Below are 20960 nucleotides of genomic sequence, written 5' to 3' on the forward strand. Positions count from 1 at the left end.
GATCAGTATTGCGAAGTCGGGCTGATGGGTTCGGGCAGGAAGGACACCGGCTTGGCGGAGCTGCCGTCGAGCGCATAGCGCAAGTAAAAGACGAAACGGTTGGGCGAATAGTCGGGCGAGCGGTCGAGCTCGATGCGGCCGCCGAGGAACATGCGCGGATCGGCCTGGTATTCCCACGACAGCGCCAGCGAGCGGCCGACGCCTCGTCCGCGTCCGCCGGTATAGAAGGGCGTCACGCCGTTGGCCCCGGCAAGGCTTTCGGCCTGCGACTGCAGCAGTGAATCGGTCGGGAAATACGGCGCATCCTTGGTATTGGAGCGCGATGCCGAAATCGAGCCGCGGATCGCATACGAGAAGCGCGAGTAACGCTGCCCGAAGGTCACCGGGAAGGACAGCGACTTGTACATGCCGGGGCTGTAGTAGCCGCCGTGGCCCAGCGTGTATTCGCCGGCGTTTTCCGACATGCGCCAATACATCCCGGTAATGCCGAACTGCAGCAGGCGGTCGTCTTCATTGATGACGCGCCACTGGCCGCCGGCCATCAGCTGCATCCGGTTGTTGTCCTTGACGTTCCTGCCGGTCAGCCGGTGCAGGCCGAGCGAGGACCAGCCGCCGAAGCGTCCGCCCTCATCGAGGCTCAGGCCGAAGCGCACGCCGGTGGCCAGCACGCCGCCCCAGGTCTGTTTGGTGTACGGGTCGCGGGTGCCGGCGTACGACAGCACGCTGCCGGTCAGCGGGCGGCGCGAGACATCGACCGAGAGACCGAACGGACCCAGGTCGCCCTTGGTCAGGATGCCGCCGACGACGTTCTGCACCGGAAAGCCGAGCGGCGTGGTGCCGATGTCGTAGCGGGTGCCGTTTCTTTCCAGTGCCGCATTCAGGGCCACGCCGCTGGCGCGCTGGGCGCGGATGCCGGTGCCGCAGTCGGATGCGCCGGGCTGGCAGAACAGGGCGGCGCCGAAGGTTTCGGCCGAGCCGGTATCGGACAGGTCGAGGCCGCCGGCATTGAGCCGGACGAGGTCGGCGCGATAGGTCCAGCGTCCGCCGGGCCCGGTGGCCTGCTTCAGCTCCAGCGGGATCTCGGTGGCGTCGTATTGCGAGGTGCCGGCCGAGCCGCTGCGGGTGCGCTTGTCGACGGCGCCCGACAGCCAGGTGGTTTTCTGGTCGAGCAGTTCGGCCATGCGGCGGTAGCCGCTTGCGGCGGCGGCTTCGGTGCCGAGCGACTCGGCCGGCGCCGGCACGATGTCCAGCGCGGGCGGCGTCGAGCCGTCGGGCATCGGCGTCTGCCGCAGGCTCGACAGCACCGGCGCGCCGGCGGCTTCGCGCTGCGACATTTCGCTGGCATAGGAGCGGCGCAGGTAATCGAGCGCATCGTCGATCCTGCCTTCGCGCTGCGAGAGTTCGGAGGCATAGGAGAGCGAGCGCGGATTGTCGGGTGTGCTGCTCAACGCCGACTCGACCAGCATGCGCGCGCGTTCCCAGTCCTTCAGTTCGATCAGGATGCCGACCAGATCGGCCACCTGATCAGGCGTCGCACCTTCCAGGCTGGCCAATTGCAGGTCGGTGCGCTGCCTTGCTTCCGCTGTATGAGTTGGCTGGCGGGTTTCCACCAGCATTTCGATCAGGGCGATCTCGGCATCGCGGTTGTCCGGACGCAGCCGCAGCAGTTCCCGGTAATTGCGCTCGGCCGCATCGGACCGGCCCGCATTGCGCAGGAACCGCGCCTCGGTCGACAGCAGGCGCTCGCTTGCGGGCTGCTCAGTGCGCAGCGGCGCCAGCAGGGCGAGGGCCTCGTCCAGCCGGTTGCCGCGCCGCAGGTCTTCCGCGCGGCGCAGCGCCAGCGTGGTGCGGATGTCGGTCATCGCAGCCGTCTGCTCGGGAGTCAATGCCTTGCCGGCGAGGCGGTCGAGCAGGGGCGGCACTGCATCGTCGGCGCCGGCGCTGGCAGTGAGGCGCGCATGCCGCAGGCTCCAGTCGACGGAGGGCGCTTCCATGGCCGCCAGGCTGCCCAGCGCAGCCTTGGCGCCGAGCATGTCGCCGGCGTCGATGCGGGCATCGGCCAGGTCGAGCAGCAGCTCGCTGTCGTCGCCGACTGCGCGGGCGGCATCGTCGATGAGCGTACGCGCGGCGACGCCGCGGCCGTTCTTCGCCAGTTCCAGCGACCGCTGGATCGCCACGCGCACCCACAGCCGGCGCTGCAGGCTAGTCATGTTTTCATTGCGGTTCTGGGCGGCGATCCGTTCCAGCGTGCTCAGCGCCACCACGTCCCTTTCCTGGTTGGACAGGAACAGCGCATACGCATAGTGGGCGGCGGCATCCTGAGGCTGGCGCTGCACGAGTTCGGTGAACAGCGCATTGCCCTTGTCCGCTTCGCCGCGGGCCGCATACATGCGCGCCATGTCGAAGCGCAGCCAGGGGTCGGCGCGGTCGAATTCGGCAGCACGCTCCAGCATCGCCAGCGCTTCGTCGCTCCTGCCTGCGTCCAGCAGGGACTGCGCCTTTTCCTTGAACAGCGTGGCGCGGACCGCGGCAACGGTCTCGGCGAACTCCTTCTTCTGCGCGCCGCTCAGCCTCGACAGCAGCATTTCCGCATCCTGCTCGCGGCCGGTACGCAGGTAGAGCGTAACCAGACCTTGAAGCGCATTCGCGTTCGCCGGTTCCAGCACCAGCGCTTCGCGGAAGGCTTTTTCGGAATCGGCCGCGCGCCCCTGCGCCGCATAGGTGCGGCCGAGGCCGACGATGGCGGCGGGCTCGCGCGTGTCGAGCGTGCGCGCTTCCCTGTACTTGAATTCCGCCAGGCCGAATTCCTCGGCATCGGCGGCATCCGAGGCTTCCCGCATCAGTCCCCAGTAGCGCGCCACGCGCACCATGGTCTTCCAGCGGTCGCTGCCGGGATCCTGCCGCTGCGCTTCCAGGAAATACGCCTGGGCCTCGGCATGGTGGCCCTGGCGCATGCGGATCGTGCCCAGCGCGCCGAGCACGTTCGGGTCCCTGGGCCGTCCGGCGATGGACTGGCTCAGCTTGTCCTCGGCCGGCTCCAGCCTGCCGCTTTCCAGCATCGCCAGGCCGTCGAGGCCGGCACGGTAATAGGGGTCTGCCATCAGGCGGCGCTGTTCTTCGATGGCCATCTTGAGCTTGTCGAGATGTTCCTTGACGGCCGAGTCTTCCACCTTTTCCCGCGCCAGGTACTGTTCGATCAGCCCGACGCTTGCGGGCACCGGTCCGAGGCGCAGCATGGCGCGGCGCCAGGCCGCGCGCGCCTGCTTTTCATACTGCGGCAGCTCGGCGAGTTCGCGGATGGTTTTCAATGCCGCCGGATCGGCCGGCCTGCGCACCGTGATGTGTTCGGCCAGCGCCAGCCGGTAACGGTAGTTTTCCGGGTATTCGCCCACCAGCCGGGTCAGGCCGATCAGCGCGCGCTCCCAGCCGCCGGTGGTGTCGCCGATGATCAGCCAGTACTCCAGCGTCAGGTCGCCGGTGGGCGGCCCTCCCGGGTAGAGCTGGCGCAGGATCTTGAGCGCCTCTTCCGGGCGCCCGGTCTTGGCCAGCATGCGCGCCTGGCGCAGGCGGTCCTTGTCGCCTTCCTCGAGGCGCATCAGGTTTTCCAGGCGCAGCAGCTCGAGATGATCGGGATGGGTCCGGCGCAGCTGTTCCAGATACTGCCTGGCCTTGTCCTTCTGGCCGACGCGCAGGTAGATGTAGGCCAGGCGCGCCAGTCCGACCGGATGGTCGGGCGCGCTGCGCAGCAGCTTGTTCAGCGTTTCGATGGCCAGGTCGTCGCGGTTGCGCGATTCCCACAGCCGAGCCTGGCTGAGCAGGGCGGCATGGGCGGGATCTTCCATCGGGGTGGATGCCGACGTGCGGATCAGCTGCGCCACCGGTGCGGAGGGAGGCAGTCTTGCGATCGTATCCTCGATGCGCAGCGCCAGCGGCGCGCGGCGCGGCGCCGGTGCACGCTGGCGCCGCGGCTGCGTGGTCAGGGTATGGGACAGCTTGAGCGCGAGGCGCGGCTCCGTGGGGGCGGACGAGTCGACATCCGCCGCCAGCGCGCCTTTTGCGCAGGCGCCCAGGCCGATGCCGATGGCCAGGGAAATCAGTTTGCGCTGCATGTCCAGCGTGCGGTCAGGGAGCCGTCGCGGCTGAAGCGATAGCGGCCGTCCATGGCACCGAGGCCGAACAGGGTCAGCACCTGTTCGTAGTAGTTGTCCTTGCGCTCCAGCGGCGCCTTGGCATCGACCCGCAGGCGCTGCTGCCTGGCTGCATCCGGCAGGCGCGAGGCGGCGAGGAAGGGCAGCATCGCGGCGGAGAAGCCGGCGGGGCCGGCGCCGCTGACGATGCCGTCGCGGGTATTGACCTCCAGCGGCGGCGTGCCCGTCTTGACCACATGCTGCGCGGCGGGCGCCAGCGCCTTGAGCAGCACCGGCCGCACCGGATCGTCCTCGGCCATTACGCCGGCCCAGAGATAGACGCGGATGGCGTTGTAGCTGCCGACCGCCTTGGTGTCGGCATCGGGCAGGAAGCCGCCGTTGGCCCTGACCAGAACCCAGTCGGGCGCGAAGCCGCGCGGCGACGAGCGCACGATGGTGTCGACGGACGTGGTGACCAGCTGCTTCCATTCGGGCTTCGGATAGAGCCCGGCCAGCCTGCGCATCACCGGAATCGGCACGTAGCTGGGATTGAGACGGTACACGCCGGGCTGCGGCTGGAAGCCGCGCGGTCCCGGCAGCAGCGTGCGGCCGAGGCCGGCGATGTCTGCGGTTTCCTCGCGCACGATGCGGTCGGCCAGCAGCTGCGCCAGCGCGGTGTATTTCTGCACCTTCCACAGGCGGCCGGCTTCGGCCAGCGCATAGGCGATCCACAGGTCGGAATCCGATGCGGCATTGTCGTCCATCACGCCCCAGCTGCCGTCGGGCTTCTTGCCCCATTGCCAGGCGGGCAGGCGCGCGGTGAGATCGCCGCCGGCGAGGTTGTCCTCGGTCCAGCGCAGGATGCGCGCGAAGCCCTCGCGGTCATTGGCCACCAGCGCGAAGAACAGGCCGTAGGACTGTCCCTCCGAGGTGGTCTGGCTTTCCGCGGTAGAGGTGTCGACCACGCGCCCGCCCTCATTGACGTAGCGGCTCTTGAATGCGGTCCATTCCGGCCAGTTGTCGCAGCTTGCCGGTGCCGAAGCTGCCGCCATGGCCACCGGTGCCGCCAGCGAACCGGCAGCCAGGGCCAGGGCTAGCCCAGCGCGGCGCAGTGCTTTCAGGGCATGTCGCTTCATCATTCCTCACCTTTCGGGCGGCGGGTGGTCAGCAGCTTGAGCAGTTTCCAGAATCCGAATACGGAGGCCACCAGAGCCGCCAGCATCAGCGCCATCATCAGGATCGGCCGCTGGGTGATCGGATACCAGATGACGGTCCAGAACGGCAGGGTGCCGATGGTATAGGTGTCGCCGGCCAGCACGCTTTCGGCCTTGTCGCCGCGCACGAAGGTCGCGCTGCCGTGCATGGATCTGGCGATGCCGTCGTTTTCGAGCACGTCCAGCACGCGCGTCAGGTCCCGCGATTCCACGGCGGTCACGGCCACCACGCTGCGGCCGGATGACAGCGGCGACTCGAAACCGAGCAGCGCGGCCAGCGGTCCGTCGCCCTGGATATGCTCCTGGGTGGCGACATCGGGGTTGGGCCTGGTGCCGAAGCCGAGCCAGTCATAGAGGAAGTTGACCGAACGCTCAGGCTGGCTGATGCGGCGGTTCGGACCGGAAATGATGGCAGGCAGTTTTTCGCCCCACTTGGCGAGCAGGCCCTGGCCGGGCGCGGTGCCGATCAGCAGCAGGTCCTTGTCCTTGAGCGCGCCTTCGTCCTTCGGGCCGGTTACGGTAAGGCGGGTCGCCGGATAGCCTGTGGACTCGCCCATGCGGCCCAGCAGCGTGAGCATGACCTCGATATCCTGGGCGCCGGCGTTTTCCGGCATTACGACCGCGGTCTGCGCGAGGTCGGCGTACTTGGTGAACGGGAAGCCGGCCGTCGAGAAGTAACCGAGGTTGGGCATCTCCGCATAATGCGGGAAGCCCGAGAAATCGATCGTCGAATCGGAGTCGACCATGGCTCGCACGTTCTCGACCTGGGTATCGCGGCAGGCGCCTTCCTTGTGATAGGTGAAGGAGAACGCATACTGCAGCTGGTTGCGGCTGCCCAGCTTGAACGGCGGAATCAGCATGTCCTTCTGCTCGCCCAGCATGCCGCCGTCGAGCAGCGGCAGCGGCACGCGGATGAAGCCGTCGTTCTGGCCGGCCGAGCGCAGGTTGACCGCCTGCACCAGTTCTTCATTGATGCCCATGCTCATGCGCGATTCGCTGGCGCGGATCGGCGGGGTGTAGCGGTACTTCAGGTCGACCGGAATGCCGCGGCTCTTCCAGGTGAACAGGTCGGGCGGCATGCGCAGGTCGATGCGGATGGGATCGGGCACATGGCCGAACACCTGCAGCTGCTGCTGGTATTCGATCAGCTCGCCGAATTTCATGGGCCGGTCGAGGCGGACCCAGTTGGGCGCGTCGTAGGCCTTGCGCGGCGCTTCCTCGCGCGACTGCTTGACTGCGACATGGGTGCCGGACACTGCGGCATTGCCGAGCACCAGCGAGGTGGCGGCCGTCTTGAGATCGTTGCCGTCGCGGCCGCTGATGAGCAGCAGCTTGGAAAAGCCGTCGCCGGGATTGGTGATCACGCTGATGCCGGGGGCGGTGAAGGGTTCCAGCCTGCTCAGGAAGCCCGGGCGCTCGGTGTTGGTGGCGAAGACGACCGCATGTCCCTTGGGCGCCGTGTCGAGATGGGCAGGAAAGCGCGCGCCGCGCCACCTGGCCAGCTTGCCGAACCAGGACGAGGTGATGCCGGCCGCGCGCAGCGTCTCGTAAGACGGCTTCGCGGCGAAGACATAGGACAGGCGCAGGCGCGCATTGTCGCGGCCGTCGAAGAAAGGTTCGGGCAGGGTCGCCAGGTCGCTCTTGAGCACCACCGGGCGCACCGTCAGCTGCAGTTCGCTGCTGCCGCTGACATCGGCCCACAGGCTGGTATGCAGCGGGTCTTCGCACTCGTTGGCGTAATGGCCGACGAAGACCAGGGTCAGGTTGTTGCTGGAAGTGATGAAGCGGGGATCGAGCTCGACATCCTGCACCAGCGGCTTGCCCGCGTCTTCCTTGGTGATCGGCAGGGTCTTGATCACTTCGTCGTTGAGCACCACCTTCAGGTGCGACTGGCTGGCGATCAGGGCCGGCGAATAGCTGTAGCGCAGGCGCAGCGTCGCCTTGGTCACCAGCTCGTCGGCGCGCAGGCCGAAATTGATCACGGCCCGGCCTTCGGTGGTGCGCAGCTTGAATACATTGGTGTTGGTCAGCTTGCCCAGCGTCACCTTGCGCACATCGACCGGCAGGCTGGCGGGATCGATCACCGGCAGCGGCGCGTCGGCCGGTGCCGCCGCAGGCACGCCGTCGTCGGCAGGCTTTGCAGGGGCCGCGCCGACGTTGCCGACGGAAGGCAGCAGCGCGGTCGCCAGCGAGAACGCGATCATCTTGCGGGCAAAAGGCACCCGGGACATGAGAGGCTCGCCGTTTTCGCCGCGCGGGCGGGATGGTGGATGGCCGTGCGGCTGCGCCATCGGACAGGAAGTGTTCTTCATGGATGTGTGCTGTTCTTGACGGGGCGCGGCGGACGCGGCAGCAGGCTTGCGATCCAGTTCAGCGCGGAAGTCGTTTTTCGTGCCAGGGGCATCGTGGAAGGAAGTGCATGCTCGGCCACCCGGCGGTAGCCTTCGACGCCGGTCGTCAGCACCTTGCGCAGGCCCAGCAGGGGCTTGTCGCGGTGGCGGCCTTCGGCCCAGGAGACCCAGGCGTCGGCGCGGGCGAAGGTGCATTGCACCAGTGTCATCTGCTGTTCGGTGGTGGTCAGCTCCCAGCGCAGCCGCAGCCGCGTGCTGGAATGGCCCACGACGCGCGCGGGGAAGGTGAATTCCTCGTCGCCGCGCCACAGCGCAACCATGACCAGTTCTTCGGCCGGCAGCTCCGGCACCTGTTCCATCTGCAGCGCGGCGCCGCCCTCGGAGAAGTCCTCGGTTTCGCAGCGCACCAGCTGGCCTCCGGGCAGGTGCAGCACGGCCGGCAGGCGCATGTTGACGCGATGCGAGCGGCGCACCTGCTTGGTTTCCGAGGCGACCGAAATCGCCGCGCCCAGCAGCAGCACGTTGTAGCCGGTCCAGAACAGGTTCAGCAGGGTGGTCGGAATCTCGTCGGCGGGCCCGAAGATGATGCGGCCGATGCCGACGATGAAACCCAGGAGATTCAGGCCGACGATGACCAGGTAGGGCAGGGAGATGGTCCAGTCGAAATAATTCTTTTCCACCAGGCCGCCCTTGGCGGTGACGTTGAACTTGCCCTTGTGCGGATCGAGCAGCGCTACCGTGGTCGGGCGCACGATGTACCAGGCCAGTACCGTCTCGTACACTTCCGCCCAGAAGGAATGGCGGTGGCTGCCCTGGATGCGCGAGTTCGTGATATTGGCATGCACCATATGCGGCAGCACGTAGAGGATGACGGAAATCGCCGGAGTATAAATGACGTAGGCGTGGAACAGCAGGAAGGCCAGCGGCGCGGTCAGGAAGATCAGGCGGGGTCCGCCGTTGAGGAAGTGCAGCATCGCATTGCCGTAGCAGATGCGCTGCGCCCAGTTCAGGCCCTTGCCCAGGAAGGGATTGTCGAGCCGGAAGATCTGCGCCATGCCGCGCGCCCAGCGGATGCGCTGGCCGATGTGGGCCGACAGGCTTTCCGTCGCCAGGCCAGCCGCCTGCGGCAGGTTGATGTAGGCCGAGCGGTAGCCCAGGCGCTGCAGCTTGAGCGCGGTATGCGCGTCTTCCGTCACGGTCTCCACCGCGATGCCGCCGACCTGCTCCAGCGGACCGCGCTTGATGACCGCGCAGGAGCCGCAGAAGAAGGTCGCGTTCCACAAATCGTTGCCGTCCTGGATCACGCCGTAGAACAGCTCGCCTTCGTTGGGCATGCTGCGGAACAGGCCGAGGTTGCGCTCGAAGGGATCGGGCGAGAAGAAGTGGTGCGGCGTCTGCAGCAGCGCCAGCTTCGGGTCGCGCACGAACCAGCCCATGGTCGCCTGCAGGAAGGAGCGGGTCGGGATGTGGTCGCAGTCGAAGATGGCGATGTATTCGCCATTGGTCTTGGTCAGCGCGTGATTGAGGTTGCCCGCCTTCGCATGGAAGTTGTTGGGGCGGATGATGTAGCCGATGCCGGCTTCTGCCGCGAAGCGCCTGAATTCGTCGCGCCTGCCGTCGTCGAGCAGGTAGATGTTGATCTTGTCGCGCGGCCAGTCGATGCCGAGCGCGGCATACACCGTCGGCATCACGACCTTCAGCGGTTCGTTATAGGTCGGAATGAAGACATCGACCGTGGGCCACACGCGGTCGTTCTCGGGCAGCGGGGTGGGACCGCGGCGCAGCGGCCAGGAGGTCTGCACATAGCCCAGCACCAGGATCACCCAGGTATAGATTTCGGCAAACAGCAGCAATACGCCCCAGAAGAAATCGAAGGTCTCGTCCCAGTTGAGCGTGAAGGCCACGCGCCACCACAAATAGCGGGTGGATGCTGTGACGGAAAGAACAATCAGCAGCAGCGTGGCCACCGGCCCGGGAATGCGGCGGATCAGCATCGCGATGATCCACAGCAGGGTCACGAAGATCAGCTGCGCCAGCGTGCTGAAAGGGGTGGTGATGCAGAGCAGGGCCAGCGTCGCGGCGCAGGCATAGGCGACGTAGCGCACGGTCGGATGGTCCCAGATGCCGTGCTGCGCGAATTCCTCGGCCTTCGCTTCCATCGCATTGACGTCGGACGAGGCGCGGTTGACGCGCTGGCTCAGGCGCGACGCGGCACTGCGCAGCGAAGTCGGCATGGCTGCCACGACAAGCGCCAGAAGCCGGTCCAGGGTTGACTCGAAGCGGCTCTTCCATGAACGGGACGCCGGCAGCGGCTTGATCCTGACGACGAGGAGCCACGCCAGCTGCAGCGGAATGCGGATCATGTCGGCCGCGCGCAGGCGGCGGAAATCGACATGCGGAAAGCAGGTGGCGAACAGTCCGCGCCAGGTGCCGGCCTGCGTCAGCGGACCGTCGCGGAATACCAGGCACAGCAGCACGGTTTGCCACGGCTGTTGCGGATCGATGCCAGCCGCGAGCAGGAGCCGTTCGAACGGAGAGCGCAGCAGGGCGGAAACGCCGGCATCTGCTGGTGATGCAGCAGATGCAGCAGATGCAGCAGATGCAGCGGGTGAATCGGATGAATCGGATAACACGGAGGACATCAGGCATGCACCTCTTCTTGTCCCAGGCGTGCCAGGGTCCAGGTAGCCAATGCCGAAAAGTCATAGGCGGCCTGGCTGGACGGCGCGAAGTCGAACACCGTCTGCTTGCAGGCCAGCGCCTCGCGCAGCGATTCGTCGCGGTGCACGACCACCGGGGACAAGGCGGCCTTGTGCTGGGTGCGCAGCAGCACGGAGATGTCGCGGTCAAGCCTGCGCGAAGAATCGAATCCGTTGAGCACGATCATGGTCGAGGGGCCGTGCGCCATTCTTACTTCGGCCGCGATGCGCGTTGCCGAAGCGTAGGAAACGGTATCGGGACTGCAGACCAGCAGGATCAGGTCGGCCGCAGTCAGAACCTGTTCGCGCAGGGCGGCAGGCATGCGGGGGCAGTCGCAGATGGTGATGGTGTCATGCGGCGCCTGGATGGCGGAGAGCTGGTTCCTGAACCAGCCCGGATGTTCCTTCAGCCATCCGGTCAGCCTGTCCAGCGACTCCTCGCTCGTCAGTTGTCCGAACGGCACGAAATCGACGCCGGTGGCGCTGCGGTAGGCCGACTTGTGCCAGTCGCGTCCCTGCAGCAGATCGGCGGCGAATCCTCCGTTGTCATTCCACGACATGCCGAAGTGCAGGCGCAGCAGGTTCTCGGTGCAGAAATCGAAGGCCAGCGTCTGGCGCTTCTGCAGGTGGAGCGCCGTGGCCAGATGCGCGGCGATCGTCGTCGCGCCCGCACCGCCGATTGCGCTGAGTACGGCAACCACCTTCATTGTTATTTCGCCGTGGCGGCGGCAGGGATCGTGGCGATGGCTGGATCGGCGCCGATGCCTTCGATCTCGGCCAGCAAGGGCCAGCGGCATGCAGCATTGATGGCGGCATCCTGCCGGACGACTTCATGATAGGTGGCCCGTTTGGAGTAATCGCCGAAATGCGAGAAAAGACTGGTGACGTCGTTTCCCGCTACGTATGGTGTCTGTTGTTTAGGGGCGTGTTGCGCCATAGGTCCGGTCCACTATCAAGAGTATTGCATTAGAGCAATTGGCGTCCCATTAGAGAGGGGACTTTGATAAACGTTCCTTCCGGCATTTTTTAGGCTAGACACGGAACCAAAGTTGGTTAGGGGAAATCCGACACGTTCCTCCCATGCATATGGTAAATTCATTTCCGTGCCGTTACAAATGGTAACGGTAAATATGTTTCAGAATTGAATCAAATTCATGACTTCCGACAACAATGTTCCCTCATTCGATTGCAAATTGCAGGTGAAAGATTTATCACCGGCAACACAATTGCTTTCAGGGAATATTTATGCGGTTGCAGAAGAAGATAATCGCCTTTCTGCCGCGCTTATTTGGGGCACGATTGCCGAACATTGCGGCAACGGCAATGCAGCTTGTGTGGTGTCCGTTTCCGCTCCGGAAAAGACATTGGCAGGGAGTGCACTGGAAGACCTGATCCTGCCCTTTTTCGAGAACCGCAAGCTGGCGGTGCTGGAAACTGGCGACGGCCTGGAAAAGCTGTCGGGCAAGGCAAGGCTGCGACGCTTTGTGGATGACCTTCGACACTGGAAGCGTTCGAAGCGGCAGCTGATCATCGTCGATGGCGCCGATGTCGTTTTCGCCGACCTGGACATTTCACTATTGCGCGAGCTGCGCGACTGGGCGGAAGAGCAGAACAACATTCTGGTGCTGGTGTTTCGCCAAAGCGGACACAACGCCGGCGAGTCGCTGGACGCCATCGTGCGCCTGTCGCAGGCATTCGCGGGCATGGCGCGATTGAAGAGCCGCTATGGCGTCGCTTCGTGGGAAATTTTCCATTGGTTCAATCCCGGCGGTCTCGTTTCCAACAAGACATTCCCGCTGCGCTGCGGAGCCGATGGTCTGCTGGAAGTCTATGAAGAAGTCGAGTCGGACCAGCAGGCGGCGGATCCCGCCGTGGACGAAACCCAGATCATCGCGGTGAAAACCGTATTCCTGCCGAAGGAAACCGTTCCTGCCGATTGGCGGATCGTCGAGGACGATCTGGAGGCCATGCCGGCACTGGCCTCCGGCGCGGTAGCCGCGACCGTGGTGCTTTCCTTCACGCCGTCCACCAACTTCAACCTGATTGCACGCTGCGTGTTCGATCTGCGCAAGCAGTGCGGCGCGCGCCTGAAGATCGTCATCCGCGAAGTCAATTCGCGTCTGCGCTACAGCCAGGAAACCCTTGCAGTGCGACTCGGCGCGAACCTGATCGTGCCCGCCGAAATCAGCTATGTGCGCTTTCTCAGCCTGACCTCCATGGTGCAGGGCCAAGTGTTTCCTCACAACCTGCCCGCAAGCTACGACAAGGCGCTGGCCGATGCCATGCCCGAGCAGGAGCAGGGCTATCTCGCACCCCAGGATTTCACCCGCTCGGTGCAGACCATCCTGGAGCGCAGCCGCGTGCTCAACGTGCAGAACGCCATGGTGCGGCTGCCGCTGGCCTACGGCCTGCAGCCTTTCGATGCGCTGCGCTACTGCACGATCAAGCGCGACGGCGACCTTTGCACATCCGACGAGGCCAATGTCTACGTCTTCCTGTATGCCTGCCGCGAATCGGATATCGACAAGACGCTCGACCGCCTGTTCGGCCTTCCGGTCAGCGAACTGTTTTCCACCGAGGAGCGCTACCTGACCGCGCGCGGCATCGAAGAGGGAATACAGGAATTCGAAGACCGCCGCAGGACAGGCAATTTCCCGGACCTAACGGCCGAACTCGCCGGCGTTGCGGAATCCACCGTCCGTCCCGAGCGCACCGAAGCCCCCGTCGCGGCAGTCGAGCAGAAGGGGCCGGCAACGGTTCGCTATTCGGCTCCGCCGCCCGCGGTGCGGCGTCCGCTGCCCCTGCGCGGCACGCCCACCCTGACTGACGTATCGGTATCAAGCTCATGACCTTCACTGTCGCATTCCTCATCCTCGCCGCCGGCATCGCAATCGGCTACCGCCTGCCCGGCCCGCTCGCAAGGCTCAGGGAGTTCTATCGGCGGAAAACCTACAAGCCGGTCATGCTGAACAGATACGATCACCGCAAGGATGCTGCGGACACGCTTCGCCGGGACGCGCAATGAAACTCGACGACATGAAACCGGCTGCGCAGGAGGCGCCGGCGCAATCTTCGCCGGCGCCTGAAACTGCCGCGCAGCCGTCCATCCGCTTGGGCGCATGGAGCTTCTACTTTCTGGCCAAGATTCTCTTGTACTGGCGCGAGCTGATCGGATTCCATCCGCTGGAAAACATCGCCTTCGCCGCATTCCTGCTGATGCCGGTGCGTTCCCGCACCTGGCGCCTGGCGCGCAATGCGGTGGCCGTGCCGCTGGCCTTGGCGCTGCTGTACTACGACTCCTGGCTGCCGCCGATCGAACGCGCGCTGTCGCAGGCGACGCTGCTGTCGAACTTCAGCTTCGGCTACCTGGTCGAGCTGACGGGCCGCTTCATCAGCTGGCCGGTGGTGGCGATGCTGGTCATCGGCTGGGTGGGTTACCGCATCGCGTCGCGCTACCTGCGTACCGGCGTTGCGGTCATGGTCGCCTTGCTGGCGCTGGCGGTATCGGCCTCGAAGAACGAGCAGGCGAGCATCGCCGCCGCGCCGTCCGGCCGCGAAGAGCTGGCCAGAAAAGCCGCCGGCACGGATACGGCCAATCTCGATGCCGCGGTGCAGGAGTTCTATGCCAATGAGGCGCAGCGCAATGTGCGCTTTGCCAAGGCCGACCACGGCGCGCCGTTCGACATCATCTTCCTGCATGTGTGCTCGCTGTCCTGGGACGATCTGCAGTCGATCGGACTGGACAAGCATCCCATCTGGAACAATTTCGATTTCATGTTCCGCAAGTTTAACTCCGCCGCCTCCTACAGCGGTCCGGCGGCGATCCGCATCAACCGCGCGACCTGCGGACAGACCCCGCACAAGGCGCTGTATGCGCCGGCGGCTGACAGCTGCTACCTGATGCCGAGCCTGAAGCAGGCCGGCTTCGAGACCAATATCGCGTTCAATCACGACGGCCATTTCGACGACTTCCTGACCGAGATCCGCAAGCAGGGCGTGTCGGCGCCGCTGATGCCATTGAACGGCGTGTCGATTCCCCAGCGCGGCTTCGACAACTCGCCGATCTATGACGATTTCGGCGTGCTGTCGCGCTGGTTCGAAAACCGCCAGAAAGCCGGCGATGCGCGGGTTGCGCTGTTCTACAACACCATCAGCCTTCACGACGGCAACAGGATCGTGTCGGGCCCCGATGCGAAGCTGAGCAGCCACGACAGCTACAAGCCGCGCGTGGAAAAGCTGCTCAACGATATCAATGGCTTCATGGATCAGATCGGCAAGAGCGGCCGCCGCGCGGTAGTGGTCGTGGTGCCGGAGCATGGTGCCGCGCTGCGTGGCGACAAGTTCCAGATCGCCGGCCTGCGCGAGATTCCGACGCCGCTCGTGACCACCGTGCCGGTCGGCGTCAAGGTCATCGGGCCGGATGTCTCGCGCAGCGGCGGCAGCGCGCAGATCGCTGAGCCGACCAGCTATGTGGGCCTGTCGCAACTGATCGCCCAGCTGATCGACAAGCCGCCGTACGGCGAGCCGGGATTCTCGCCGGCCGACTATACCGAAGGCATTTCCGCCACCGACTACGTGGCGGAGAATGAAGGCATGGTGATGGTGGGACGGGACAACCGCTTCTACCTCAAGCAGGGCAGTGACGGCTGGAAGGAGTATGTGAACCCGACGCGCTGATCCGAGCGCGCCGGACAGAAGAATTACTGGTTGTCGAGCCAGCGGCTGAATTCCGCGCCCACTTCGAGATGCTTGCGGCCGAGGTCGACGGTGGCCTGGAGATAGCCCAGCTTGGAGCCGCAGTCGTAGCGCGTGCCCTCGTAGCGGCAGGCGACGACGGCTTCTTCGGCGATCAGCGAGGCGATGCCGTCGGTCAGCTGGATCTCGTTGCCGCTGCCGCGCCCGATCCGCTCAAGGTGATGGAAGATGCGGGGCGACAGCACATAGCGGCCGACGACGGCGAGCGTCGAAGGTGCGGCGTCGGGATGCGGTTTCTCGACGATGTGCTCGACCCGCTCGATGCGTTCCGACAGCGTATGGCCGCGCACGATGCCGTAGCTTCCGGTCTCGTGGCGCGGCACGTTCTGCACGCCGAGCACGGAGGCGTTGTGTTCTGCGGCCACATTCATCAGCTGACCGAGCACGGGCTTGTCGCTGTCGATCAGGTCGTCGGCGAGCACGACGGCGAAAGGCTCGTCGCCGATCACGTTCTTGGCGCACAGGACCGCGTGACCCAGGCCGAGCGCGCGAGACTGGCGGATGTAGACGCAGCGTATCTCCGGCGGCAGCATGTCGCGCACCAGTGCGAGCAGCTTGTCGTTGTTGCGTGCGGTGAGTTCGGCTTCGAGTTCGTAGGCCGTATCGAAATGGTCTTCGATCGCCCGCTTGCTGCGGCCCGTGATGAAGACCATGTCGGTGATGCCCGAGCGGATGGCTTCCTCGACGGCGAACTGGATGAGAGGCTTGTCGACGATGGGCAGCATTTCCTTCGGATTGGCTTTTGTCGCAGGAAGGAATCGGGTTCCAAGGCCCGCGACCGGGAAAACGGCTTTTCGAATTTTCTGCATGGAAGTTGTGTGCTAGGCTGCTTGGCGATTGAAAAAGCGAATGAACATGCCGGCAGGAGCGGGGGCGGCGGCGTAAATTGCGATTGAATTTAACACTATTGAAATAGCCTGTGTAGGCTTTTGCGGTGCATCTACCGGTCCACGGCGGTTCTGCAACAGGTTTGTAAAATGGGAAAAACACATATTTGCGCAGCCATGCTGCTGCTGTCCGCGGCAGCGGTGAGCGAGGCAAGGAGCAACTGGATACGCCTCGGTGAAGATGCACGCGCGGAAATCTTCATCGACTCCGCCAGCATTGAAAGGCCGCCGGGTTATGTGAAGGCCTGGACCATGCTGTCGTTCAAGGGCAGGCAGCGCGGCGGCTGGCGTTCGGAGCGGCGCATGTTCATGTTTTCCTGCAAGGACCGCACGCTCGAATGGCAGCAGTCGATGTACATGGCCGAGCCGATGGGTGAGGGCGAATTCGTCCACGCGCGTTCCCTGAACCGCTACGGCGTCGGCGATCTGCGCCTGGTGGAACTGGACCCGAGCACCAAGGACAAGAGCGTGTACAAGGAGGCAGTGCCGGAGTCGGAATTCCTGTCCGTTTTCAAGGATCTGTGTTGAGCCGTGCAAATTTTTCCATGCGCTGCGGCAGGCGCCCGGGCCGGCCTGCCGTTTTCTCCATCAACGTAATGAGATGAGCTCCCTTCGACTCCTTGGCACATTGCTGTCCCTGCTTGGCCTGCTTGGCGCATCGCCGGCGATGACATTTGCCGCGCCTTCCGCAGGTTCGGCAAATGCAGCAAATTCAGCATCGGCCGCACCTGCCGCAGCCAGCGCCGCGCCGCTGCCGGTCAGCAAGCGCAGCTTCAGCTTTCCCGCGCTCGACGGACGGCCGCAGATGCGTCTGGTGCCTACCGACGGTCCGCCTGCGATCGGTTTCGGGCTGCGTGCGGATGAGAAGCCGGTCAAGGCGGTCTTCAGGATCAGGAATACCTTTTCGCCGGCGCTGATTCCGGAACAGTCGCACATCCGCGTACTGCTCAACCAGGAAGTGATCGGCATCGTGCAGATGAGCCGGCAGACCGCCGGCAAGCAGACCAGCAAGGAATTCGAACTCGATCCGGCCCTGCTGCGCCACTACAACAACCTGACGCTGGAGTTCGTCGGCCATTACACGAATGAATGCGAAGACCCGCTGCACAGCAACCTGTGGACCGACATCGCCAAGGGCAGCGAAGTCGAGCTGACGGTGCGGCGCGTGCAAATCGAAGACGACCTCGCGCTGCTTCCCGAGCCCTTCTTCGACAAGCAGGAACTGGTGCGCTTCAGGTTGCCGTACGTGTTCGCCGCGAAGCCTTCCTATGCGACGCTGAAGGCGGCCGGCATCACCGCATCCTGGTTCGGCAAGCTGGCCGGATGGCGCAACTCGCGCTTTCCGGCGCATCTCGATGCCTTGCCAGCGGGGCATGCCGTCGTGTTCGCGACCAACGACGAACGTCCGGCGTTCCTCGCCGCAGAGCCGCCATTTTCCGGCCCGTCGCTGCGCGTCATGACCAATCCCGCCGACGGCATCTCCAAGCTGCTCGTCATTACCGGCGCCGATGCCAGGGATCTGGCAGTGGCGGCGCGTTCGCTGGTGCTGGGCAATGCCGCGCTGTCCGGCAAGCGCGCCGATATCCGCGACAGCACGATCGCCGCGCGGCGCAAGCCCTACGACGCGCCCAACTGGGTACGCGTCGACCGGCCGATGAAGTTCGGCGAGCTGATCGAATCGCCGCAGCAGCTGCAGGTCTACGGCCATGTGCCGGAGCCGGTGAAGGTCAGCCTGCGCATTCCCCCCGATCTGTTCACCTGGCGCAGCCGCGGCGTGCCGGTGGACCTGAAGTTTCGCTATACGCCGCCTGTGCGCACCATCGATTCGATGCTCGGCATGAGCATCAACGGCGAACTGGTGCAATCGGTCAACCTGCGCTCCTCGGGCCAAGGCGGCGAATCCGCGCGCGTCATTCTTCCGCTGCTCGATGCCGGCCTGCTTGGCGACAGCCGCGAACTGCTGATTCCTGCATTCAAGCTGGGCAGCCGCAATGAACTGCAGTACGCGTTCAATTTCAGCTATCACAGCGCCGGCAACTGCCGTGATACGCAGATCGAAAACATCCGCGCGATGATCGATTCCGATTCCAGGATCGATTTCTCCGGCTATCCGCATTATGCGGAAATGCCGCACCTCGGCTATTTCTCGACGGCGGGTTATCCGTTCACCAAGTATGCGGACCTGTCGGAGACAGTGGTCGTGATGCCGGAAGCCGTATCGGCCTCGGACATTGAAGTGATGCTTTCCCTGATGGGCCGCATGGGTGAGTCCACCGGACATCCGGCGACCCATGTGCAGGTGACCGGGCCGAAGGATGAGGCGCAGTTCGCCAACCGTGACCTGCTGGTGATCGGCGCCGAGCGGCAGCAGGCGTTTCTCGGCAAATGGCGCAGCCGCGTGCCCGCGGTCATCTCCGGGCCGCAGCAGAAAGTGCTTCGCTCCGAAAATACGCTGAGCTGGTTTTCCGGGCTGATCGACAATGCGGTCAAGGACAGGAGTGCGGCGGCAAACCAGAAGCATCTGCGGGGCGACGGCCCGCTGGCCGCGATGCTCGGATTCGAATCGCCTTATACGGCCGGCCGCAGCGTCGTCGCGGTGACATCGGCGGAAACGGGCGACATCGCGCAGGCACTGGACACGCTGGAGAATGAACAGATCGTCAAGACCCTGCACGGCAGCGTGGTGCTGATGCATGGCGGCGTGGTCGAAAGCCTTTTCGCCGGCAAGACCTACGCGGTCGGCAAGCTGCCGGTCTGGACCGCGATCTGGTTCCCGCTGTCGGACCAGCCGGTGCTGCTGGCGATCATGTCGGTCATCGCGGTTCTGGTGTTTGCCTTCGCGCTGTGGCGTACGCTGCGGGCAGTGGCGGCGCGGCGCCTGCGGGAGACGGGAGAGTAATGCCAATCCGTGCCCTGGGATTGGCATAAGCGCACGCCGCGCGTTTCATTCGAGGGCGCGACTTCGGCGGGCCGCATCGCGCTCACAAGCCCCGGCGGCGACAGCGGCTGCGCGCTGTTCCGCAGGCCGCGCGCGGCTGTCGGTGAATTGCCGCGGATTGACAGGACTTTGCCGTCAGCCTGCCAGGACGTCAGCGCTGCAGCAGGCCGTTCACCTGCACCAGATCGTCTTCCTTGAGAATGCCGGCCGTCGATTTCAGGCGCAGGCTGTTGACGATTGCATCGTAACGCGCACGCGCCAGATCGCGGCGTGTCGAATACAGCTGCTGCTGCGCATTGAGCACGTCGATGTTGATGCGCACGCCCACCTGGTAACCGAGGCGGTTGGATTCCAGCGCCGATTGGCTCGAGACTTCCGCGGCTTCCAGCGCGCGCACCTGGGCCAGCCCGGAATTGACGCCGAGGAAAGCCTGGCGCGCGCCCTGCGCGGCGGCGCGGCGGGCATTTTCCAGGTCGGAGCGGGTGCGCTCTTCCAGCGCGATCGCCTCGCGCACCCGGCTGTCCACGGCGAAGCCGGAGAAGATCGGGATGTTCCATTGCACGCCGATCGCATTGCTGTCCGAGGAGGCGCCGGTGGGGGAGGTGAGGCTGCCTGTCTGGTTGCTGTGGCTGCGGCTGGCGACCAGGTCGACGGTCGGATAGTGGCCGGCGCGGTTGAGCTTGATCTGGCGGCGCGCGATTTCCAGCGCCAGCTGCTGGCCGACTACGCCGAAGTTCTGCTGCTCGGCGCTTTGCACCCAGCTGTCGAGATTGGCCGGTTCCGGCGCGCCGATCTGCACGCCGGGACGCAGCGTAGCCAGTTCGCCGCTCGGCTTGCCGATGATCTGCTGCAGCGCGCTGCGCTTGATCTCGAGATCGTTGATACCCGCGAATTCCTGAGCGATCACAAGGTCGTAGCGCGCCTGCGCTTCATGGGTATCGGTGATGGTGGAAGTGCCGACCTCGAAATTGCGCTTGGCCGATGCCAGCTGTTCGGTAATCGCGGTCTTCTGGGCCTGCACCGAGGCCAGCGCATCCTGCGAGGCCAGCACATCGAAATAGGCCTGCGCGACGCGCACGATCAGGTCCTGCTGCGCCTGGGCGAAGGTCGCCTCGCTGGCGGCGACCGACAGCTTGCCCTGCTGGTACTGCTCCCAGTTGGCCACGCGGAACAGCGGCTGCGACAGCGTGACCGAATAGCCGCGGGAGGTGAAATTCCTTCCGACTTCAATGCCGGCGGCGCTGACATCGGCATTGGTGCGGTTGACGCTGCCGCCGACGCCGATCTGCGGCAGCAGTCCGGCGCGGCCCTGTATCTCGCGTTCCTGGCCAGCCGTCAGCGTGGAGCGCGCGCTGGCATACACGGCGTCGTTCGCCAGTGCTTCCCGGTACACCTGCAGCAGATCGATGGCATGCGCATTGAGCGACAAGAAGCTGCCGGCAATCAGGGTGGCGAGTACGGTCTTCCGCATTACAGGTTCTCCCGGGGAGTCAGTGAAATTGTTATTAGAGTGCTTTCGGTTTGACTGGACTTGGCGAGGCTGAGGTGATTTGCCAGCGGAACGAGGCGTGGCGACGCGACATGGCGGGGCCATGGCAAGGAGCCACAACGCTGTGCCGCTGGCAAATCGCCCAGGACCGACAGTATAGTCAAGCCGAAAGCGCTCTAGTAGGTAGGCATGGAACTGTCGACCTGCAGCGCCCAGGCATGAACGCCGCCGGTCAGGTTGATCACTTGCGAAAACCCGTTGCGCTCGAGGAAGGCGGCCACCGACATGCTGCGCGCGCCATGATGGCAGATGCAGACGATGGGCGTTTCGTCGTCGAGTTCCTGCATGCGGGCCGGAATCGAATTCATCGGGATCGGCACCGAGCCCTCGATGCGGCAGGTCTGGAATTCCCAGGGTTCGCGCACGTCGAGCAGCACCGGTTTTTCGCGGGAGGGATCCGCAAGCCAGGCGGCCAGTTCGGGAGCGGTCAGTGTTTGCAT

Annotated in this window: 14 protein-coding genes; 5 read left to right on the forward strand and 9 right to left on the reverse strand. The window is 64.9% G+C overall.

Annotated elements, in window-relative coordinates:
* Window positions 1-2: 2 nt before the first annotated feature.
* Genes IGW03_RS01650 through bcsR form a run of 6 tightly spaced genes read right to left on the reverse strand, consistent with a single transcriptional unit; the run spans window position 3 to window position 11328 of the window.
* Window positions 3-4109: a cellulose synthase subunit BcsC-related outer membrane protein gene (locus tag IGW03_RS01650; RefSeq protein WP_194720755.1), complete on the reverse strand. Its 4107-nt coding sequence runs from the start codon at window positions 4107-4109 to the stop codon at window positions 3-5.
* Window positions 4094-5266, reverse strand: a complete 1173-nt coding sequence (bcsZ, locus tag IGW03_RS01655) for a cellulose synthase complex periplasmic endoglucanase BcsZ (protein WP_194720756.1) — start codon at window positions 5264-5266, stop codon at window positions 4094-4096. The genes IGW03_RS01650 and bcsZ overlap by 16 nt, the downstream gene beginning before the upstream one ends.
* Window positions 5263-7653 carry a cellulose biosynthesis cyclic di-GMP-binding regulatory protein BcsB gene (bcsB, locus tag IGW03_RS01660; protein ID WP_194720757.1) on the reverse strand — a complete coding sequence of 797 codons (2391 nt, stop codon included), beginning with the start codon at window positions 7651-7653 and terminating at the stop codon, window positions 5263-5265. Before bcsB (IGW03_RS01660) ends, bcsZ begins: the two co-directional genes overlap by 4 nt.
* Window positions 7650-10334, reverse strand: coding sequence for a UDP-forming cellulose synthase catalytic subunit (gene bcsA / locus IGW03_RS01665; RefSeq protein WP_194720758.1), 2685 nt, complete (start codon window positions 10332-10334; stop codon window positions 7650-7652). Before bcsA ends, bcsB (IGW03_RS01660) begins: the two co-directional genes overlap by 4 nt.
* Window positions 10334-11098, reverse strand: coding sequence for a cellulose biosynthesis protein BcsQ (gene bcsQ, locus IGW03_RS01670; RefSeq protein WP_194720759.1), 765 nt, complete (start codon window positions 11096-11098; stop codon window positions 10334-10336). The genes bcsA and bcsQ overlap by 1 nt, the downstream gene beginning before the upstream one ends.
* 2 nt (window positions 11099-11100) lie before the next feature.
* The gene (gene bcsR, locus IGW03_RS01675; protein WP_194720760.1) at window positions 11101-11328 is read right to left on the reverse strand and encodes a BcsR/BcsP family cellulose biosynthesis protein; all 228 of its coding nucleotides are present in this window, start codon (window positions 11326-11328) and stop codon (window positions 11101-11103) included.
* A 217-nt stretch (window positions 11329-11545) separates the two neighbouring features.
* Here bcsR and bcsE point away from each other — a divergent pair, with 217 nt between their 5' ends.
* The 3 genes from bcsE to bcsG are packed head-to-tail and all read left to right on the forward strand — an operon-like array spanning window position 11546 to window position 15068.
* Window positions 11546-13240 carry a cellulose biosynthesis protein BcsE gene (gene bcsE / locus IGW03_RS01680; RefSeq protein ID WP_228534895.1) on the forward strand — a complete coding sequence of 565 codons (1695 nt, stop codon included), beginning with the start codon at window positions 11546-11548 and terminating at the stop codon, window positions 13238-13240.
* Window positions 13237-13416, forward strand: a complete 180-nt coding sequence (locus IGW03_RS01685) for a hypothetical protein (RefSeq protein WP_194720762.1) — start codon at window positions 13237-13239, stop codon at window positions 13414-13416. The genes bcsE and IGW03_RS01685 overlap by 4 nt, the downstream gene beginning before the upstream one ends.
* Complete coding sequence (gene bcsG / locus IGW03_RS01690; protein WP_194720763.1) at window positions 13413-15068, forward strand: cellulose biosynthesis protein BcsG; 1656 nt, start codon at window positions 13413-13415, stop codon at window positions 15066-15068. The genes IGW03_RS01685 and bcsG overlap by 4 nt, the downstream gene beginning before the upstream one ends.
* A 23-nt stretch (window positions 15069-15091) precedes the next feature.
* Here bcsG and galU read toward each other — a convergent pair whose 3' ends face one another.
* Window positions 15092-15955, reverse strand: coding sequence for a UTP--glucose-1-phosphate uridylyltransferase GalU (gene galU, locus IGW03_RS01695; protein ID WP_194720764.1), 864 nt, complete (start codon window positions 15953-15955; stop codon window positions 15092-15094).
* Between the two features lie 168 nt (window positions 15956-16123).
* On the opposite strand from galU, the gene IGW03_RS01700 reads away from it, so the two are divergent.
* Window positions 16124-16561, forward strand: a complete 438-nt coding sequence (locus IGW03_RS01700) for a surface-adhesin E family protein (protein WP_194720765.1) — start codon at window positions 16124-16126, stop codon at window positions 16559-16561.
* Window positions 16562-16634: 73 nt separating this feature from the next.
* Window positions 16635-18932, forward strand: a complete 2298-nt coding sequence (bcsB, locus tag IGW03_RS01705; RefSeq protein WP_194720766.1) for a cellulose biosynthesis cyclic di-GMP-binding regulatory protein BcsB — start codon at window positions 16635-16637, stop codon at window positions 18930-18932.
* Between the two features lie 190 nt (window positions 18933-19122).
* On the opposite strand, the gene IGW03_RS01710 is transcribed toward bcsB (IGW03_RS01705), so the two are convergent.
* Window positions 19123-20442 (reverse strand): TolC family outer membrane protein, encoded by a 1320-nt coding sequence (locus IGW03_RS01710; protein WP_194720767.1) that lies wholly within the window; start codon window positions 20440-20442, stop codon window positions 19123-19125.
* Between the two features lie 194 nt (window positions 20443-20636).
* Window positions 20637-20960 (reverse strand): rhodanese-like domain-containing protein, encoded by a 324-nt coding sequence (locus IGW03_RS01715; RefSeq protein WP_194720768.1) that lies wholly within the window; start codon window positions 20958-20960, stop codon window positions 20637-20639.

It is taken from the genome of Noviherbaspirillum malthae (assembly GCF_015352985.1).
Lineage (GTDB): Bacteria > Pseudomonadota > Gammaproteobacteria > Burkholderiales > Burkholderiaceae_D > Noviherbaspirillum > Noviherbaspirillum malthae.

Excerpts from the sequence above, each read along its gene's own strand:
- galU (WP_194720764.1), bottom strand. The coding sequence starts at position 15,955 with ATGCAGAAAATTCGAAAAGCCGTTTTCCCGGTCGCGGGCCTTGGAACC.
- IGW03_RS01685 (WP_194720762.1), top strand. The coding sequence starts at position 13,237 with ATGACCTTCACTGTCGCATTCCTCATCCTCGCCGCCGGCATCGCAATC.
- bcsA (WP_194720758.1), bottom strand. The coding sequence starts at position 10,334 with ATGTCCTCCGTGTTATCCGATTCATCCGATTCACCCGCTGCATCTGCT.
- bcsQ (WP_194720759.1), bottom strand. The coding sequence starts at position 11,098 with ATGAAGGTGGTTGCCGTACTCAGCGCAATCGGCGGTGCGGGCGCGACG.
- bcsG (WP_194720763.1), top strand. The coding sequence starts at position 13,413 with ATGAAACTCGACGACATGAAACCGGCTGCGCAGGAGGCGCCGGCGCAA.
- bcsE (WP_228534895.1), top strand. The coding sequence starts at position 11,546 with ATGACTTCCGACAACAATGTTCCCTCATTCGATTGCAAATTGCAGGTG.
- IGW03_RS01710 (WP_194720767.1), bottom strand. The coding sequence starts at position 20,442 with ATGCGGAAGACCGTACTCGCCACCCTGATTGCCGGCAGCTTCTTGTCG.
- bcsB (WP_194720766.1), top strand. The coding sequence starts at position 16,635 with ATGAGCTCCCTTCGACTCCTTGGCACATTGCTGTCCCTGCTTGGCCTG.
- IGW03_RS01715 (WP_194720768.1), bottom strand. The coding sequence starts at position 20,960 with ATGCAAACACTGACCGCTCCCGAACTGGCCGCCTGGCTTGCGGATCCC.
- bcsZ (WP_194720756.1), bottom strand. The coding sequence starts at position 5,266 with ATGATGAAGCGACATGCCCTGAAAGCACTGCGCCGCGCTGGGCTAGCC.
- IGW03_RS01650 (WP_194720755.1), bottom strand. The coding sequence starts at position 4,109 with ATGCAGCGCAAACTGATTTCCCTGGCCATCGGCATCGGCCTGGGCGCC.
- bcsB (WP_194720757.1), bottom strand. The coding sequence starts at position 7,653 with ATGAAGAACACTTCCTGTCCGATGGCGCAGCCGCACGGCCATCCACCA.
- IGW03_RS01700 (WP_194720765.1), top strand. The coding sequence starts at position 16,124 with ATGGGAAAAACACATATTTGCGCAGCCATGCTGCTGCTGTCCGCGGCA.
- bcsR (WP_194720760.1), bottom strand. The coding sequence starts at position 11,328 with ATGGCGCAACACGCCCCTAAACAACAGACACCATACGTAGCGGGAAAC.